At 56.8% G+C, this 16,914-nt stretch carries 16 protein-coding genes; 13 read left to right on the forward strand and 3 right to left on the reverse strand.

Annotation, left to right across the window (positions count from 1 at the left end; all coding sequences use genetic code 11):
• Positions 1-554: 554 nt before the first annotated feature.
• Positions 555-1,508, forward strand: coding sequence for a nickel/cobalt transporter (locus tag P346_RS01975; RefSeq protein ID WP_032662513.1), 954 nt, complete (start codon positions 555-557; stop codon positions 1,506-1,508).
• Positions 1,509-1,541: 33 nt separating this feature from the next.
• Here P346_RS01975 and proP read toward each other — a convergent pair whose 3' ends face one another.
• Positions 1,542-3,044 carry a glycine betaine/L-proline transporter ProP gene (proP, locus tag P346_RS01970; protein WP_029740241.1) on the reverse strand — a complete coding sequence of 501 codons (1,503 nt, stop codon included), beginning with the start codon at positions 3,042-3,044 and terminating at the stop codon, positions 1,542-1,544.
• A gap of 648 nt (positions 3,045-3,692) precedes the next feature.
• Between proP and kdgT the strand changes: the two genes are divergently transcribed.
• A complete protein-coding gene (gene kdgT / locus P346_RS01965; RefSeq protein WP_023310099.1) occupies positions 3,693-4,685 on the forward strand; it encodes a 2-keto-3-deoxygluconate transporter in 993 nt (330 codons plus the stop codon).
• A gap of 44 nt (positions 4,686-4,729) precedes the next feature.
• Here the strand turns inward: kdgT and P346_RS01960 are convergent, their stop codons facing one another.
• A complete protein-coding gene (locus P346_RS01960) occupies positions 4,730-5,605 on the reverse strand; it encodes a diguanylate cyclase regulator RdcB family protein (protein ID WP_032662515.1) in 876 nt (291 codons plus the stop codon).
• Positions 5,602-7,956, reverse strand: coding sequence for a clamp-binding protein CrfC (gene crfC / locus P346_RS01955; protein WP_032662517.1), 2,355 nt, complete (start codon positions 7,954-7,956; stop codon positions 5,602-5,604). The genes P346_RS01960 and crfC overlap by 4 nt, the downstream gene beginning before the upstream one ends.
• A 595-nt stretch (positions 7,957-8,551) precedes the next feature.
• On the opposite strand from crfC, the gene P346_RS01950 reads away from it, so the two are divergent.
• The 11 genes from P346_RS01950 to phnK all read left to right on the forward strand — a co-directional run bounded on the left by P346_RS01950 (position 8,552) and on the right by phnK (position 16,785).
• Positions 8,552-8,887 (forward strand): zinc ribbon domain-containing protein YjdM, encoded by a 336-nt coding sequence (locus P346_RS01950; protein WP_032662519.1) that lies wholly within the window; start codon positions 8,552-8,554, stop codon positions 8,885-8,887.
• Between the two features lie 120 nt (positions 8,888-9,007).
• Entirely contained in the window at positions 9,008-9,451 is a 444-nt protein-coding gene (gene yjdN, locus P346_RS01945; protein ID WP_032662520.1) for a VOC family metalloprotein YjdN, read from the forward strand.
• Between the two features lie 173 nt (positions 9,452-9,624).
• Positions 9,625-10,413: a phosphonate ABC transporter ATP-binding protein gene (gene phnC, locus P346_RS01940; protein ID WP_032662522.1), complete on the forward strand. Its 789-nt coding sequence runs from the start codon at positions 9,625-9,627 to the stop codon at positions 10,411-10,413.
• 24 nt (positions 10,414-10,437) lie between these two features.
• Positions 10,438-11,454, forward strand: coding sequence for a phosphonate ABC transporter substrate-binding protein (gene phnD, locus P346_RS01935; protein ID WP_032662524.1), 1,017 nt, complete (start codon positions 10,438-10,440; stop codon positions 11,452-11,454).
• Between the two features lie 117 nt (positions 11,455-11,571).
• Positions 11,572-12,351, forward strand: a complete 780-nt coding sequence (gene phnE / locus P346_RS01930; RefSeq protein WP_032662527.1) for a phosphonate ABC transporter, permease protein PhnE — start codon at positions 11,572-11,574, stop codon at positions 12,349-12,351.
• Between the two features lie 20 nt (positions 12,352-12,371).
• Positions 12,372-13,097, forward strand: coding sequence for a phosphonate metabolism transcriptional regulator PhnF (phnF, locus tag P346_RS01925; protein WP_032662528.1), 726 nt, complete (start codon positions 12,372-12,374; stop codon positions 13,095-13,097).
• A complete protein-coding gene (phnG, locus tag P346_RS01920) occupies positions 13,098-13,550 on the forward strand; it encodes a phosphonate C-P lyase system protein PhnG (protein WP_032662530.1) in 453 nt (150 codons plus the stop codon).
• Positions 13,547-14,131, forward strand: a complete 585-nt coding sequence (gene phnH, locus P346_RS01915) for a phosphonate C-P lyase system protein PhnH (RefSeq protein WP_032662532.1) — start codon at positions 13,547-13,549, stop codon at positions 14,129-14,131. The genes phnG and phnH overlap by 4 nt, the downstream gene beginning before the upstream one ends.
• Positions 14,131-15,195, forward strand: a complete 1,065-nt coding sequence (locus tag P346_RS01910) for a carbon-phosphorus lyase complex subunit PhnI (RefSeq protein ID WP_032662533.1) — start codon at positions 14,131-14,133, stop codon at positions 15,193-15,195. The genes phnH and P346_RS01910 overlap by 1 nt, the downstream gene beginning before the upstream one ends.
• Complete coding sequence (gene phnJ, locus P346_RS01905) at positions 15,188-16,033, forward strand: alpha-D-ribose 1-methylphosphonate 5-phosphate C-P-lyase PhnJ (protein ID WP_032662535.1); 846 nt, start codon at positions 15,188-15,190, stop codon at positions 16,031-16,033. Before P346_RS01910 ends, phnJ begins: the two co-directional genes overlap by 8 nt.
• Entirely contained in the window at positions 16,030-16,785 is a 756-nt protein-coding gene (phnK, locus tag P346_RS01900) for a phosphonate C-P lyase system protein PhnK (RefSeq protein WP_032662537.1), read from the forward strand. The genes phnJ and phnK overlap by 4 nt, the downstream gene beginning before the upstream one ends.
• Positions 16,786-16,914 lie beyond the last annotated feature (129 nt).

Genomic DNA, 16,914 nt, shown 5'->3' on the forward strand with positions numbered 1-16,914 from the left:
CATGTGTTAGGCCTGCCGCCAGCGTTCAATCTGAGCCATGATCAAACTCTTCAATTTAAGTTTGATGCTCGTGAATTAAACTTCGTAATGAATTACGTATGTTCACTCAGAGACTTGGTATTCATTTATTGTCCGAAGACATTAAGAATCCATGTCACTTTGAGTGCCCACACAGATTGTCTGATAAATTGTTAAAGAGCAGTGCAACGCGGCTTTCGCTCACCGTTGCGAGGTGGCGTATATTACGCTTTCCTCTTTCAGAGTCAACCCGTTATTTCAGGATTTTTTCTCTTCAACCGAACCGCTTGTTGTGTGAAGTGATTCACATCCGCCGTGTCGATGGAGGCGCATTATAGGGAGTTCTCAGCAGGCCGCAACCGCTAAATGACAGAAAAATGACTGACTGCTGCATTCCACAGCAAAACCCCGCCTTATACCCTTTTATGCACAAAGTTATCCACAATCATGAGCGAATCGCGATGCGTTCCCACGAATTGAGCGAGAAGATCAACTATACTAGCGGCAAATAATCTCCTCTGTGCAGGCCCACCCTCATGACCACACAACGCCTCGCCCGCGACTGGCGTCTCCCTGCAGCAGGGGTGATGCTGCTGGCACTCCTCTTTGCGGGTTTTACCCTGCATGCGCACTGGAACGCTTTTATCCAGTGGTGTCTCGCCACGCAAATTACGCTGCACCGCTATCTGGTGATGTATCTGCTGCAGCTTAATAACCACCAGTACAGCGGCGGATTATGGCTGTTAACGGGGGCTTTCCTTTATGGTGTTCTCCACGCCATTGGCCCCGGACACGGAAAGTTCATCGTGACGACCTATCTGACCACCAATAAGGAAAGCGAGCTGGCCGCCCGGGTCGTCCCCTTCCTGGGCAGCATGATGCAGGGCGTCAGCGCCATTCTGTTTGTCTTTATTCTGGCTGTAGGGTTTAACCTCGCCTCAGGGGATATCAGTACCAGCCGCTGGTACGTGGAGAAGATAAGCGCAGTGCTTATTGGCGCTTTTGGTGCATTTGTCATTTATCAGGCGCTGAAGAGCCTGCGCCCGCGCAGGATGACTATCTCCGCCATCAAGCCGCTTCATCAGCACGATGAACACTGTGGCTGCGGCCATCACGGCGTAGGTACAGACCTGACGCAAGGCGACTGGAAAACCCGTCTGGGCGTGATTCTGGCGATTGGCGCACGCCCGTGCAGCGGGGCGATCATGATTCTGATGTTTTCGAACGCGCTGGGCATTGTCACCTGGGGAGTGGCCGCGGTCATGACCATGTCTTTGGGAACCGCGCTCTCTATCGTGGGGCTTTCCCTGGCTGTACGTTACGCCCGCGAGCGCACGGTGACCTGGTTCGGAGAAAGCGCCTCATTAAGATGGCTGGTGCCAGCAGTCAAAATAGCCGGAGGGATAGTCCTGATCCTGTTTGCGACGGTGCTGTTCCTGACGGTAATCCCCGTCAGCGCCAATGGTGACTACATCGCTGCCGGATGCTAATAAAAGAAAACCCGCCGTTGGCGGGTTTCTTTATTACTCGTTGATGCGTGGATGCTGGTCCACCAGTCGGGAGCGTTTTTTCTGCAGCTCTTCAATCTCTGCGTCAATATCCTCAATCTTCTGCTCTACGTTATCGTAGTGCTCGCGCAGGATCTCTTTCGCTTCCTGGATGTCAGACGCCGCAGGCGTTGCGCCTTTCAGAGGACGATTCGCCGTCTCCTTCATGGTAAGACCGGTAATCAAACCAATCACCGCAATCACCATCAGGTAATAAGCCGGCATCATCAGGTTCTGCGTGCTCTCTACCAGCGAGGCAGCAAGCGTCGGGGTCAGACCGGCAATCAGCACCGAGATGTTAAAGGCCGCGGCCAGCGCGCTGTAGCGAATATGCGTCGGGAACATCGCGGGCAACGTTGAGGCCATCACCCCGATAAAGCAGTTAAGGATCACCGCCAGCATCAGCAGACCGGCAAAAATCAGCCCCAGCACATCACTGTTAATCAGAATGAATGCCGGAATGGCCAGAGCAAACAGCGCAACGCTTCCCAGGATAATGAATGGTCGACGGCCAAAACGGTCACTCAACAGGCCCATAATCGGCTGCACAAACAGCATACCCACCATGATGGCGATAATAATCAGCACACCGTGATCTTCCGAGTAGTGCAGGTTATGCGACAGATAGCTCGGCATGTAGGTCAACAGCATGTAGTAGGTCACGTTAGTCGAAATCACCAGACCAATACAGGTCAGCAGGCTGCGCCAGTGCTTAGTGGCAATCTCTTTGAACGACACCTTCGGACCATCCTGCAGCCCTTCGCGGTCACCCTGTTCCAGTTTTTCGACGTGCTGCTGGAAAGCAGGCGTCTCCTCAAGCGCATGACGCAGGTAGAGACCAATTATCCCCAGCGGCAATGCCAGGAAGAACGGGATACGCCAGCCCCAGTCGAGGAAGTTATCTTCACCCACCACGGTTGAAATCAGCACGACTACGCCTGCGCCCATGACAAACCCGGCAATCGAGCCGAAGTCCAGCCAGCTCCCCATAAATCCGCGCTTGCGGTCCGGGGAATACTCGGCAACGAAGATCGAGGCACCGGTATATTCACCGCCGACGGAGAAGCCCTGCGCCATCTTACAAATCAGCAGGAGAATGGGTGCCCAAATGCCGATGGTGGCGTAAGACGGTATAAGGCCGATACAGAATGTACTGATCGACATAATGACGATGGTGATGGCCAGAATCTTCTGACGACCATATTTATCGCCGAGCATACCGAAGAACAGACCGCCCAGCGGGCGAATCAGGAAGGGAACGGAGAACGTACCCAGTGCGGCGATCATCTGCAGGCTGGGATCGGCCCCGGGGAAAAACACTTTACCTAACGCATAGGCTACAAAGCCGTAGACACCAAAATCGAACCATTCCATCGCATTACCGAGCGAGGCTGCGGTAATGGCTTTACGCAGCTTTGCGTCATCAATAATGGTGACGTCGCGAAGCGTGATGGGTTTAATCTTCTTCCTTCTTAGCATAGCTATCCTCGTTGACTCGGCCCTGTCTGTTTCACAGTCCAGTTAGCGTTCTGTGAACCATGGGATCCGCTCCATGCGAATCGCCTTATTCAAGCGTAGCAGGTTTACTTACATTGACGTTTTACGTCGATACAACCGAACCTGTTGACGCCTGCCTGGGCAGTTAATGACCTTTTTACCCTACCAGCGTTTATATTTGTGATCAACTTCACACATATTTTCGCGTCTCGTCAACTCAGTCCAATTTTTGTCAAGGAGTGCCAATAAGCACTTCCTTACCCCACCTAAAGAACATCCTCCCGCACGTCATTATTTCTTTCTTAACGGAAAAACAAATCACGTTAATTCACATCAGGTTTACATAAATTTTCATCAGCAGGAATCGGCCTCAAGTTTTACATTGAATATGTGATAAAGATAACTAAAACGATGTTTTATTTTCATTGAATCAATATTCCAATGATCGCATCATAAATCCGAATTCAGCGTTTTATGTGTTTCTGAATGAGGTTAATCGGGAGCACACATTTAATTATGTTGCAGGATTATCGAAAAAAGATCGCAAGCAATACGAGCAATCAATTGAATTTATTGACTAATTTATAACACCTATCACCCGTCCTGCGGGATCCGATGTGAGGTTTGTCTATGAAGATTAAAGCCACGATAGAACGTATACCCGGCGGCATGATGCTGGTTCCGCTGGTACTGGGCGCCATCCTGAATACTCTTGCTCCCGATACCGGAGCCTATTTCGGTGGTTTCACAAAAGGCATGATAACAGGCACGGTTCCCATTCTTGCCGTCTGGTTTTTTTGTATCGGCGCATCCATTAATTTGCGGGCAACGGGGACAGTATTACGGAAATCCGGCACGCTGGTGATAACCAAAATAGCGGTAGCCTGGGCGGTGGCAATGATATGCGCGATGTTCATTCCGGAGAATGGAATTCAGACCGGGTTCTTTGCGGGTTTATCGGTCCTGGCGATTGTCTCGGCGATGGATATGACCAACGGCGGATTGTACGCCAGCCTGATGAACCAGTACGGAACGAAAGAAGAGTCCGGCGCATTTGTGTTGATGTCTCTGGAGTCCGGCCCATTGATGACGATGCTGATCCTGGGTTCTGCTGGCCTGGCCTCGTTTGAACCGCACCACTTTGTCGGTGCAATCCTGCCCTTCCTGGTCGGTTTCGCCCTTGGCAATCTCGATCGCGATCTGCGTGATTTCTTCAGCAAAGCCACGCCGGTGCTAATCCCGTTCTTCGGTTTCGCACTGGGGAACACCATCAACCTGAAGGTCATTCTCGACACCGGCCTGCTGGGCATTGTGCTGGGCGTCGCCGTGATCGTCATCACCGGTATTCCGCTGATTATTGCCGACCGCGTGATCGGAGGAGGAAACGGCACGGCTGGCGTCGCTGCCTCTTCAGCCGCAGGTGCTGCTGTCGCAAATCCGGTGATTATTGCCCAGATTAACCCGGCCTTCGAACCGGTCGCCGCTTCAGCGACGGCACTGGTTGCCGCGAGCGTAATTGTCACCGCGATTCTGGTCCCCATCATCACGGCGCTGTATGCGAAACGCTACGGGAATATGCAAGAGACCCTGCCGGAACCGAAGCCGATAGAAATGAATCATTAACACACCGCACCGTTCCCTCTCCCAAAGGGGAGAGGGGGAGAGATTTAGCCAAAAATCTCTTCCACCATCCCGTCCACCAGCCGTTTTGCCGAACAGAGCCTTGGCATACCCAGCGCGACGGTCTGCCAGTTTTGCGTCACTGACCAGCTCACCGGATGTTGATCCGCCTGACACCAGTCCCCCAGCCAGCCCAGCATGTCTTTATGATCGATTAAACCCGGAGAGGCCGGCGTTGTCAGCCACTGGTGATAGAAATGGCGCGTCGTGGGGGACGCATTGATGCCCTGTGCCAGATAGTTAGCCGCCATGCTGCGCAGGTTATCCTTAAGCATTGCCGCCACATCTTCATTCGCGAGGCGGCATGCGTCACCAAATGCCCCCCAGCGCAGCTCTTCCAGGACGATAAAACAGCGCCCGGCCAGCGACCAGCCATCATAATGCCCGGCCCGCCAGCGGGTAAAAATCTGCTCGCTGTGCTCGCCCGCCTGCACCGTCAGCCCGCGCTGGGTTAGCGCCTTTTCTTTATATGCTGCACGTTGGGTGAAATGAGAGGCGAGTTCAGCGTACTGCTGCATCAGCCCGGGAGACTGCTGGGCGCGCGGGTGAGTCTGCTGGCGCAAAGCTATCAGTTTCTCTGCCATCAGCGTCAGCGCGAGATGCCCCGGATCAAGCATGCCGGCCAGTTTTTCCGCCAGCCCCAGGCGCAGCGCTGCATTTTCATTGAGCATACCCGCCATCGCCCAGGGGCGTAGCCGGGTATGCGTCATGATTTCCTGAGTCAAACGCTCGCGAAACTGAAGCTGTTGTGGTCCCAGATGAGAATGACGCGCCGCGTCTCCCCCCTGCACCAGATCGACCATAAATTTTGGATTAATACACTCCAGCGTTCGCCCGGGGCCGTCCAGTAGTGGTGTTGTCATGGTTGCTCTGCCGCGAATAGAGTTTGAATATCATCGCGTAACAGTCGGGTATCTTCCTGTATCCACGTCGCAGTCGTAATACTTTGCTTCAACAGCTGGCAGAGCGCTCGGGTTGAATGCTCATTCTGTTGACGCACTGCGAGGCTATCACGCAAGCTTTCCTGTAACCCGGTCAGGCACAGCGAAAATTCTGCAAAGAACGTCGCCATTCCTGCCGTAACAGAGACATCGACCTGCGCGGACAAAGCTTTACGTATTTGTTCACAAAACAGCTCAATATGTTGCTTAAATTTGTCATGTAGCTGCGCAATATCGATAACATATCGCGTGCGCGTTTCCACATACTCATCCCAGCCCCAGCCCGGATTATTGAGCCAGCGAGAGACCGTTTCTCGCATACTGCTCCCGCCCGATGGCGGGGCTGCCTGGCTGTCATCCTGCGCTATCGCATCATTAAACAGCGCCCGCGTGTTGAAGTTAAGCTGGTGAGCCTGAAACGCCGGGAAACTGATTCGCGCCCGAAAACCCGCATGGCTCAGATGCTCTTTAATCCGCGTTTCGATTGGGCGCATGGCTTCGTTCAGGGAGCGCGCCAGCGTTGATTCAAGCTGGTCGAAGCGTAACGCCAGCTCCCGGCAGATTTTCGTCTGTGCATCCAGCATCACCCGTTCGCAGGAGGAGCGAATTTTACTCAGCGCGATCTGCGCCTTCCCTTCATCGTCCAGAACCAGCTGCTTCAGCTCGTGCTGCTCCTCACCGTGAGGGTTCTGACGATCGATGCCAGCTAAATCAAGAATATGCTGAGTGCTGAACACCTCGCCAATCGCCTGGTTAAGCGCGGTTTTTTGGGCGCCCATAAAGTCCGCGGTAGCGTTCAGCGCCTCCTCAACTTCATGTTTCACCTCATCGCTCACCACGCTCTGACGCGTCTGGAGAAGCGCCATGTCCTCTTCCAGGCGTGCGATATTCAGTTCCAGCGCCTCAAAGGCAACCGTCAGCCCCTGATAGCGGAAGTCGAGGTACTCCCGGGCATTTTGTGCGTAGTTGAGCAGCTTATGCGAGGCCGAACGCAGCGCGTAAAGCGAGGCATTGGCATAGGCGGCGTAGATCAGCTTGCGTATCGGTTGTTCGAAAAGCGAATCTTCCCAGAGCAAATCGGCAGCATGACGAACATGCTCGATATCGTCCAGGTCCGCCGTACGCCAGCGCCGCCCAAGCGCCGCTTCGGCAAAGTCCTGCACCCAGGGTTGCTCCTGATGATCCGGCAGCTGTCCGTGGGTACTCATCTCGTAGCGAGCGCGGTTCGCCAGATAGGCCCACATGGACGAAACGGGGTAGATCTGGCCAGGCGAAATATTGCCTTTCATTAAGGTGCCGGAGATCATCGCCCGGATCTGCTCTTCATCGTCGCTATTGCGATCTTTCTGATCGAACTTATTGACCAGGGCATACAGCGGCACAGATTTTCCCGCCGCGGAAATGGCCTGGCGGACTTCTTCATCAGAGATGGATTTAAGCTGGGTATAATCCATCACGGCCAGCACCGCCGACGCGCGGGACAACTGCTCGCTAAGCATTTTTTGCAGATGCGGCTGTCCGGCCTCATTCGGCCCGGGCGTATCGAGCAACGTCAGCTGTCCGAGGTGAGCATCAAGACCCGCAAGATGCACGAACTCTACTTCAATCACCGGAATATGTTCGATGGCGGCATATTCAGAGAAGGGAAACTCCACGCCTAACGCCTGGGAAAGTCTCACCAGGTCGTTGAGGCTTTTCAGACAATGAAATATCGGCTGCGCGCCCAGGTGATGCTTCTCAAAAGCCTCTCCTTTTTCAATACGCTCCAGCAGCGTATTCATGTCTTTATCAATTTCCAGATGCTGGGCCAGCTTCCCGCGATCGTAATCACATAGCTTTTTCTGAAGCAGTTGGATCAATTCATCAATGGGCGAGGCATGTGAGAAATGCAGCACTGGCTCCTTCTGGCCCGGCGTGTGGCGAATCAGGGTAGGGAGCGCCGTCATCGGACGATTGCGGTTCGGCAACACTTCGGTCCCCACAATCGCATTAATGGTGGTCGATTTCCCCGCTTTCATGGTGCCCACAATAGCCAGGACCATTTCCAGCCGGGTTATTTTTCGTAATTCATTATTCAGCATCGCCTGCTGCGCTTCGACACCGCGCGCGCTAAAATGCAAAGGTAAAACGTTGTTCTTTTCACCCGTAATAGCAGCCGCGGTGCTCTCCAGCATCGCAGTCGGCATTGATTTCAACGTATCAAGGTTTTGCAGGGCGAGCTGTAACAAACGCTCAGCTTCCTGGCTTAATTCAAAAATGGTCTGTGTGTGCATGATAAAAGCCTTTCCTTAACGCAAATTTATTACTTTTATTAAGCCACTGGTATTAATTATGTTGTTCAGGCTTATATGATCACGTGTGGAAAACATGTTCGCCGAAATATAACTGATTGATGATAATCAGAAATAATTCGCTATCCTTGCATGGCGTGTATAGCTCCCCTTCAGGCCTGACGGCCAAAGGAAAAAAGCGTAGCCCAATTTTAAGAAACTTCAGGATATATCATCATTATTTACCCACCTAAAAAGAGAGGTAATACGCCCCTGCCAAAAGATATGGATGGCAGCGAGGTCAGGAGATAAATAACAATGTGTCGCTTCACCTTATCCGAAATGAAGGGGCGTAGCAATTTGCTGCAATAAAATATTCGATATATTTAGCGTCATTTCTTCCCACCGTGTTAATGAGGTAAGCATCGCTTAACTGACTGACAGGAAGTGTCACTCCCGATACGCTTTTTGCATTTTTTTAATTCACAATGCCACCGACAAACGTGTGGATTTGAGCTATACTTGCCGCCTTTTTCGGCACGCTGCCGTCATTTAGCTGGCACTTTCCAGCGCGTTTACACTTTTTGAGGATACCGATATGTCACTCCCACACTGCCCAAAATGCAATTCTGAATACACCTACGAAGATAATGGCATGTTCATCTGCCCGGAATGCGCTCACGAATGGAATGATGCCGAACCATCACACGATGCTGATGCACTTATCGTAAAAGATGCGAACGGCAATCTGCTGGCGGACGGCGACAGCGTAACCGTGATTAAAGATCTGAAAGTGAAAGGCAGTTCTTCCATGCTGAAGATCGGCACCAAAGTGAAGAATATCCGTCTGGTTGAAGGCGATCATAATATCGACTGCAAAATTGACGGCTTCGGTCCGATGAAGCTGAAATCAGAGTTCGTGAAAAAGAACTGATTTCTCTTTTTTGTAGGCCGGTTAAGCGCAGCGCATCCGGCAAAAGCGCCCGGTGGCGCTTCGCTTACCGGGCCTACAACAACTAAACTTAATGGGCTTTTCTTACGTGAGGTAAAGATTATGCCGTTAAGTCCCTACATCTCGTTCGCCGGCAACTGTGCAGAAGCCACTTCTTTCTACCAGCAAGCCGTCGGCGCAGAGCTTCTCTATAAAATCACCTTCGGCGAAATGCCAAAAAGCGATAACAGCGAAGAAGGCTGTCCGTCCGGTATGCAATTTCCGGATTCGGCTATCGCTCACTCCAACGTCCGCATTGCAGGCAGCGATATCATGATGAGCGACGGGATGCCGCCGGGCAGCAACGCGCAGTACGCGGGCTTCACCCTGGTTCTCGACACCCAGGACGTTAATGAAGGCAAACGCTGGTTCGACAACCTCGCCGCGGGCGGGAATATCGAAATGGCCTGGCAGGAAACCTTCTGGGCACACGGTTTCGGTAAAGTCACCGATAAGTACGGCGTGCCGTGGATGATTAACGTCGTTAAGCAACACCAAACGTCGTAGGCCGAATAAGCGCAGCGCAACCGGCAACAGCGCCCGGTGGCGCTGCGCTGACCGGGCCTACGGTGATTGTCATCAAACTCCCCTCAACTCTTCAAACTCCCGCAACCCAGACTTAACCCAAATGTCACATTGATGCGCCAGCATGAGGCCACATTTATCGTGAGGCCCAGCACATGCAAACCGTCATCCGCGTCGAGAAACTGAGCAAGACCTTCAATCACAATAAGGCTCTGCATGCCGTTGATCTGACCGTCCAGCAGGGCGAAATGGTGGCGCTGCTGGGGCCATCCGGTTCAGGTAAATCCACCCTTCTGCGTCATTTAAGCGGCCTTATCACCTGCGATAAAACGCCGGAAAGCCACGTCGAGCTGCTGGGCAATACCGTGCAGCGCACGGGGCGTCTCGCCAGCGATATCCGCAAGAGCCGCGCCCAGACGGGCTACATCTTCCAGCAGTTCAACCTGGTGAACCGCCTGACGGTGCTGGAGAACGTGCTGATTGGCGCGCTCGGCAGCACCCCGTTCTGGCGCACCTGTCTGCGCTGGTTCTCCCCGTCCCAGAAGCAGGAAGCCTTACAGGCCCTGACCCGCGTCGGCATGGCGCATTTTGCCCACCAGCGCGTCTCCACCCTGTCCGGTGGACAACAGCAGCGCGTGGCGATTGCCCGCGCCCTGATGCAAAAAGCACAAATCATTCTCGCTGACGAACCCATTGCCTCGCTGGACCCGGAGTCCGCCCGCATCGTGATGGAAACTCTGCGCGACATTAACCAGAACGACGGCATTACCGTGGTGGTCACGCTGCATCAGGTGGATTACGCCCTGCGCTACTGCGAACGCATTGTCGCCCTGCGTCAGGGACACGTGTTCTTTGATGGCGCAAGCCATCAGTTTGATAACGAACGTTTTGACCATCTCTACCGCAGCATTAACCGCGTCGAAGAGAACGCGCAGGCTGCTTAATTAAACCCGATCCGAGGAAAGTACATGAGCTACAAAGCCGTTGCCGCGCTGGCCTTTACCAGCATGTTCAGCCTCAGCACCCTGTTAAGCCCGGCGTATGCGGAAGAGCAGGAAAAAGCGCTGAACTTCGGCATTATTTCGACGGAATCACAGCAGAACCTGAAGCCTCAGTGGGAACCGTTCCTGAAAGATATGGAAACCAAGCTGGGGATCAAAGTGAACGCTTTCTTCGCCCCGGACTATGCGGGCATCATCCAGGGGATGCGCTTTAATAAAGTGGACATCGCCTGGTACGGCAACCTCTCCGCCATGGAAGCGGTGGACCGCGCGAACGGCCAGGTGTTTGCCCAGACCGTCGCGGCAGATGGCTCCCCGGGCTACTGGAGCGTGCTGATCGTGAACAAAGACAGCCCGATCAACAACCTCAACGACATGCTCGCCAAACGCAAAGAGCTGACCTTTGGCAACGGCGACCCGAACTCCACCTCCGGTTACCTTGTCCCCGGCTACTACGTCTTCGCCAAAAACAACGCCTCCGCCAGCGACTTCAAGCGCACGGTGAACGCCAGCCACGAAACCAATGCCCTGGCCGTGGCCAACAAGCAGGTGGACGTTGCCACCAACAACACCGAAAACCTCGACAAGCTCAAGACCTCCGCGCCGGACAAGCTGAAAGAGATCAAGGTTATCTGGAAATCGCCGCTGATCCCGGGCGACCCGATCGTGTGGCGTAAAAATCTGTCTGAAAGCACCAAGGACAAGGTGTACGACTTCTTTATGACCTATGGCAAAACGCCGGAAGAGAAAGCGGTCCTGGCGCGTCTGGGCTGGGCACCGTTCCGCCCGTCAAGCGACCTGCAGCTGGTCCCGATTCGCCAGCTGGCGCTGTTTAAAGAGATGCAGGGCGTGAAGGACAACAAAGGGCTGAAGGACGAGGAGAAGACCAGCAAAGTGGCCACAATTGAGGCCCAGCTGGAAGACCTCGACCGCCTGACCGCCGCGCTCGGTGCGATGACGAGCGTGAATAAAGCGGTGCAGTAGTGCCCTTCTCCCTCTCCCCGTGGGAGAGGGCCGGGGTGAGGGCATCAGCGCGCACATTTCCCCCTCACCCTAACCCTCTCCCTCAAGGGAGAGGGGACTAAACCCAAAGGAGCCAACATGCAAACCATCACCCTCCCGCCGCCGAAGCGCAGCTGGTTCTCGCTCATAAGCTGGGCCATCCTGCTGGCGGTGCTGGTTATCTCCTGGAAGGGCGCGGAAATGGATCCGCTGCTGCTCTTCAAAGACGCGGGCAACATGGCGACTTTCGCCGCCGACTTCTTCCCGCCGGACTTCAGCCAGTGGCAGGATTATCTCAGCGAAATGGCGGTCACCCTGCAAATCGCCGTCTGGGGCACCGCCCTTGCCGTCGTTCTCTCGATTCCGTTTGGCCTGATGAGCGCCGAAAACATCGTGCCGTGGTGGGTATACCAGCCGATGCGTCGCCTGATGGACGCCTGTCGCGCCATCAATGAAATGGTCTTTGCGATGCTGTTCGTGGTCGCCGTTGGCCTGGGTCCGTTCGCCGGCGTGATGGCGCTGTTCATCCACACCACCGGCGTGCTCTCCAAGCTGCTTTCTGAAGCGGTAGAAGCCATCGAGCCCGGTCCGGTGGAAGGCATCCGCGCAACGGGCGCCAACAAAATCGAAGAGATCCTTTACGGCGTCCTGCCGCAGGTTATGCCGCTGCTGATCTCCTACTCCCTGTACCGCTTTGAGTCCAACGTCCGCTCCGCGACGGTGGTCGGCATGGTGGGCGCAGGCGGGATTGGCGTCACCCTGTGGGAAGCGATTCGCGGTTTCCAGTTCCAGCAAACCTGCGCCATGATGGTGCTCATCATCGTCACCGTCAGCCTGCTGGATTTCCTCTCTCAACGTTTGCGTAAGCACTTCATCTGAGAAGCGAGGCTTTGTTTTCTATGCACTTATCCAGACATCCGACCAGTTACCCCACCCGCTGGCAGGAGATTGCGGCAAAGCTCGAAGTGGAGCTACGCACGCACTACCGCTGCGGGGACTACCTGCCCGCCGAGCAGCAGCTTGCCGACCGCTATGAGGTGAACCGACACACCCTGCGTCGCGCCATTGACCAGCTGGTCGAGCGCGGTTGGGTCCAGCGCCGTCAGGGCGTGGGCGTGCTGGTGCTGATGCGCCCGTTCGACTACCCGCTGAACGCCCAGGCGCGCTTTAGCCAGAACCTACTGGATCAGGGCAGCCACCCGACCAGCGAAAAGCTGCTCTCGGTATTGCGTCCGGCCTCCAGCCACGTCGCGGACGCGCTGGGTATTCAGGAGGGCGATAACGTCATTCACCTGCGCACCCTGCGCCGCGTTAACGGCGTGGCGGTGTGTCAGATAGACCACTACTTCGCGGACCTCGCCCTCTGGCCCGTGCTCCAGCATTTCTCCAGCGGCTCGCTGCATGATTTTCTTCAGGATGCGACAGGCATTGCGCTCAAGCGCACCCAGACGCGCATCAGCGCCCGTCGCGCGCAGGCGAAAGAGAGCAAGGTGCTCGAAATTCCCAATATGGCCCCGCTGCTCTGCGTGCGCACCCTCAATCACCGTGACGGCGAGATCAACGCGACGGAATACTCCGTCAGTCTGACCCGCGCCGACATGATCGAATTCACCATGGAGCACTGAATGCACTTCGATACCTCCACCCGACAGCGCTGGATGCGCGTGCTGGCCCACAGCCAGCCTGCCGCGCTTTCTGCCCGCATGAGTGCCCTGAGTCTGGCACCCGATTACGACACCCTTCGCGCCCCGGAGATCGGCCTCGTTCAGATCCAGGCGCGCATGGGCGGCACCGGCGAACGCTTCTTCGCCGGAGACGCCACCCTCACCCGCGCGGCGATCCGTCTGAACAGCGGCACGCTGGGCTACAGCTACGTGCTGGGGCGCGACAAAGCGCACGCCGAGCGCTGCGCTGTGATCGACGCGCTTTTACAGGAACAACCCTTTTTCCAGACGTTAATGGAAACCCTTATTGCCCCGCTGGAAGCCGACCGCGCCGCGCGCATTGCCGCACGTCAGGCCGAAGTGAATACCAGCCGGGTCGACTTCTTTACGCTCGTTCGCGGAGATAACGCATGACGCTTCAACCTGCTTTTACCCTGGCCGTCCAGGATGCCCAACACAGTTTTCGTCGCCTGCTGAAGGCGATGAGCGAGCCGGGCGTGATCGTCTCGCTGCACCAGCTCTCCCAGGGCTGGCTGCCGCTGAACCTGGCGACCACCAGCGTGCTGCTGACGCTTGCCGATAACGACACCCCGGTGTGGCTTTCTGGCGCGCTGTCGAACGATATCGCCAGCCAGAACCTGCGTTTTCACACCAGCGCCCCGCTGGTCGATCAGCCCCAGCAGGCGGTTTTTGCCGTGGCAGACGAGCAAATCAGCCATGAACAGCTCAACGCCCTGAGCGAAGGCAGCGCCGTCGCCCCGGAGACCAGCGCCACGCTGATCCTGCAGGTCTCCAGCCTGAGCGGCGGCCGCATGCTGCGCCTCACCGGGGCAGGCATCGCCGACGAACGCATGGTCGCGCCGCAGCTGCCGGAGTGCATCATTCACGAGCTGACCGAACGCCCGCACCCGTTCCCGCTGGGCATTGACCTGATCCTGACCTGCGGCGAGCGCCTGCTGGCAATCCCGCGGACCACCCACGTGGAGGTGTGCTGATGTACGTTGCCGTCAAAGGGGGCGAGAAGGCCATCGCCGCCGCCCATGCGCTACAGGCGCACAGACGACGGGGCGATGAACGGCTTCCCGAGCTGAGCGTCGCCCAGATTGAACAGCAGCTAAACCTTGCCGTCGACCGCGTGATGACCGAGGGCGGCATCGCCGACCGCGAGCTGGCGGCGCTGGCCCTGAAGCAGGCCAGCGGCGACAACGTGGAAGCCATCTTCCTGCTGCGCGCCTACCGCACCACGCTTGCCAAACTGGCGGTCAGCGAGCCGGTGAACACGGCGGAGATGCGCCTGGAGCGTCGCATTTCTGCCGTTTATAAAGACATCCCCGGCGGCCAACTGCTTGGCCCCACCTACGACTACACCCACCGCCTGCTGGATTTTACCCTGCTGGCGAACGGCGAAGCGCCGCAGCTCAGCACCTCCGACGCCGAACAGGAACCGTCTCCGCACGTCTTCAGCCTGCTGGCGAGACAGGGCCTGGCGAAGGCGGAAGAAGATTCAGGCGCGCAGCCGGATGACATCACCCGCACGCCGCCGGTTTACCCGTGCTCGCGCTCGTCCCGCCTGCAGCAGCTGATGCGGGGCGATGAAGGCTATCTGCTGGCGCTGGCCTACTCCACCCAGCGCGGCTACGGGCGCAACCACCCGTTTGCGGCCGAAATTCGCAGCGGCTACATCGACGTCGAAATCGTGCCGGAAGAGCTGGGTTTTGCGGTGAACGTCGGCGAACTGCTGATGACCGAGTGCGAGATGGTGAACGGATTTGTTGCGCCCGAAAATGAAGACCCGCACTTCACCCGCGGCTACGGGCTGGTATTCGGCCTCGGCGAGCGCAAGGCCATGGCAATGGCGCTGGTCGACCGCGCCCTGCAGGCGCCGGACTACGGCGAGCACGTTGCAGGCCCGGCGCAGGACGAAGAGTTCGTGCTGGCCCACGCGGACAACGTTGAGGCCGCCGGCTTTGTCTCGCACCTCAAGCTGCCGCACTACGTCGATTTCCAGGCCGAACTGGAACTGCTGAAACGCCTGCAACGGGAGCGCGCCAATGGCTAACTTAAGCGGCTACAACTTTGCCTATCTGGATGAGCAAACCAAACGCATGATCCGCCGCGCGATACTTAAAGCGGTGGCCATACCGGGCTATCAGGTGCCGTTCGGCGGCCGCGAAATGCCTATGCCCTACGGCTGGGGCACGGGCGGTATACAGATTACCGCCAGCGTGATCGGCGAAGCGGACGTGCTGAAGGTCATCGACCAGGGCGCCGACGACACCACCAACGCCGTGTCGATCCGCAGCTTCTTCCAGCGCGTAACCGGCGTCAATACCACCGAAAAAACCGAAGACGCGACGCTGATCCAGACCCGTCACCGCATCCCTGAAACCCCGCTCAGTGAAGATCAAATATTAATTTTCCAGGTGCCGATCCCGGAGCCGCTGCGCTTTATCGAGCCGCGCGAAACGGAAACCCGCACCATGCACGCGCTGGAAGAGTACGGCGTCATGCAGGTCAAACTCTATGAAGACATCGCCCGCTTTGGCCATATCGCCACCACCTACGCCTACCCGGTGAAGGTGAACGGGCGCTACGTGATGGACCCGTCGCCGATCCCGAAGTTCGATAACCCGAAGATGGACATGATGCCTGCCCTGCAGCTGTTCGGCGCCGGGCGCGAAAAGCGCATCTACGCCGTTCCGCCTTACACCCGCGTGGAAAGCCTGGATTTCGACGATCACCCGTTTACGGTGCAGGAGTGGGACGAGCCGTGCGCCATCTGCGGTTCCAAACACAGCTATCTGGACGAAGTGGTGCTGGACGACACGGGCAAACGGATGTTTGTCTGCTCCGACACCGATTACTGCCGCCAACAGAGCGAGGCGAACGGCCAATGAAACCGCTGCTTTCGGTTAATCACCTGACACACCTTTATGCGCCGGGAAAAGGCTTTAGCGACGTGTCGTTCGAGCTGTGGCCGGGCGAAGTGCTGGGGATCGTCGGCGAGTCCGGCTCCGGCAAAACCACCCTGCTGAAGTCCATCTCCGCGCGCCTGACGCCGCAACACGGCGAGATCCTGTATCAGGGACGCTCCCTCTACGGCATAAGCGAGGCCGAGCGCCGCCGCCTGCTGCGCACCGAGTGGGGCGTGGTGCATCAGCATCCCATGGACGGCCTGCGCCGTCAGGTCTCCGCCGGGGGCAACATCGGCGAACGCCTGATGGCCACCGGCGCGCGCCACTACGGCAACATACGCGCCACCGCCCAGCACTGGCTGATCGATGTGGAAATCCCCGCCTCGCGCATCGACGACCTGCCGACAACCTTCTCCGGCGGGATGCAGCAGCGCCTGCAGATTGCGCGCAACCTGGTCACCCATCCGAAGCTGGTGTTTATGGACGAACCCACCGGCGGGCTGGACGTCTCCGTGCAGGCGCGCCTGCTCGACCTGCTTCGCGGTCTGGTGGTGGAGCTGAACCTTGCGGTGGTGATTGTCACCCATGATTTAGGCGTCGCGCGCCTGCTGGCGGACCGTCTGCTGGTAATGAAGCAGGGTCAGGTGGTGGAAAGTGGGCTCACCGACCGGGTGCTCGACGATCCACACCATCCGTACACCCAGCTGCTGGTGTCGTCCGTATTGCAGAACTGAGGGCGCTGTCGCCGGGTGGCGCTGCGCTTACCCGGCCTACGAACACCGCACCTGTAGGCAGGGTAAGGTGAAGCCGCCACCCGGCAAAACGAACTCCGCACCTTATAGGCCGGGTAAGGCGAAGCCGCC

It is taken from the genome of Enterobacter sp. DC1 (assembly GCF_000568075.1).
In the GTDB taxonomy this organism is placed as follows: Bacteria; Pseudomonadota; Gammaproteobacteria; order Enterobacterales; family Enterobacteriaceae; genus Enterobacter; species Enterobacter asburiae.

Coding starts and splice junctions, on each gene's coding strand:
- phnJ (WP_032662535.1), top strand. CDS start 15,188: ATGGCTAACTTAAGCGGCTACAACTTTGCCTATCTGGATGAGCAAACC.
- yjdN (WP_032662520.1), top strand. CDS start 9,008: ATGCCGTTAAGTCCCTACATCTCGTTCGCCGGCAACTGTGCAGAAGCC.
- phnF (WP_032662528.1), top strand. CDS start 12,372: ATGCACTTATCCAGACATCCGACCAGTTACCCCACCCGCTGGCAGGAG.
- phnC (WP_032662522.1), top strand. CDS start 9,625: ATGCAAACCGTCATCCGCGTCGAGAAACTGAGCAAGACCTTCAATCAC.
- phnK (WP_032662537.1), top strand. CDS start 16,030: ATGAAACCGCTGCTTTCGGTTAATCACCTGACACACCTTTATGCGCCG.
- crfC (WP_032662517.1), bottom strand. CDS start 7,956: ATGCACACACAGACCATTTTTGAATTAAGCCAGGAAGCTGAGCGTTTG.
- P346_RS01950 (WP_032662519.1), top strand. CDS start 8,552: ATGTCACTCCCACACTGCCCAAAATGCAATTCTGAATACACCTACGAA.
- P346_RS01975 (WP_032662513.1), top strand. CDS start 555: ATGACCACACAACGCCTCGCCCGCGACTGGCGTCTCCCTGCAGCAGGG.
- P346_RS01910 (WP_032662533.1), top strand. CDS start 14,131: ATGTACGTTGCCGTCAAAGGGGGCGAGAAGGCCATCGCCGCCGCCCAT.
- kdgT (WP_023310099.1), top strand. CDS start 3,693: ATGAAGATTAAAGCCACGATAGAACGTATACCCGGCGGCATGATGCTG.
- phnD (WP_032662524.1), top strand. CDS start 10,438: ATGAGCTACAAAGCCGTTGCCGCGCTGGCCTTTACCAGCATGTTCAGC.
- proP (WP_029740241.1), bottom strand. CDS start 3,044: ATGCTAAGAAGGAAGAAGATTAAACCCATCACGCTTCGCGACGTCACC.
- phnH (WP_032662532.1), top strand. CDS start 13,547: ATGACGCTTCAACCTGCTTTTACCCTGGCCGTCCAGGATGCCCAACAC.
- phnG (WP_032662530.1), top strand. CDS start 13,098: ATGCACTTCGATACCTCCACCCGACAGCGCTGGATGCGCGTGCTGGCC.
- phnE (WP_032662527.1), top strand. CDS start 11,572: ATGCAAACCATCACCCTCCCGCCGCCGAAGCGCAGCTGGTTCTCGCTC.
- P346_RS01960 (WP_032662515.1), bottom strand. CDS start 5,605: ATGACAACACCACTACTGGACGGCCCCGGGCGAACGCTGGAGTGTATT.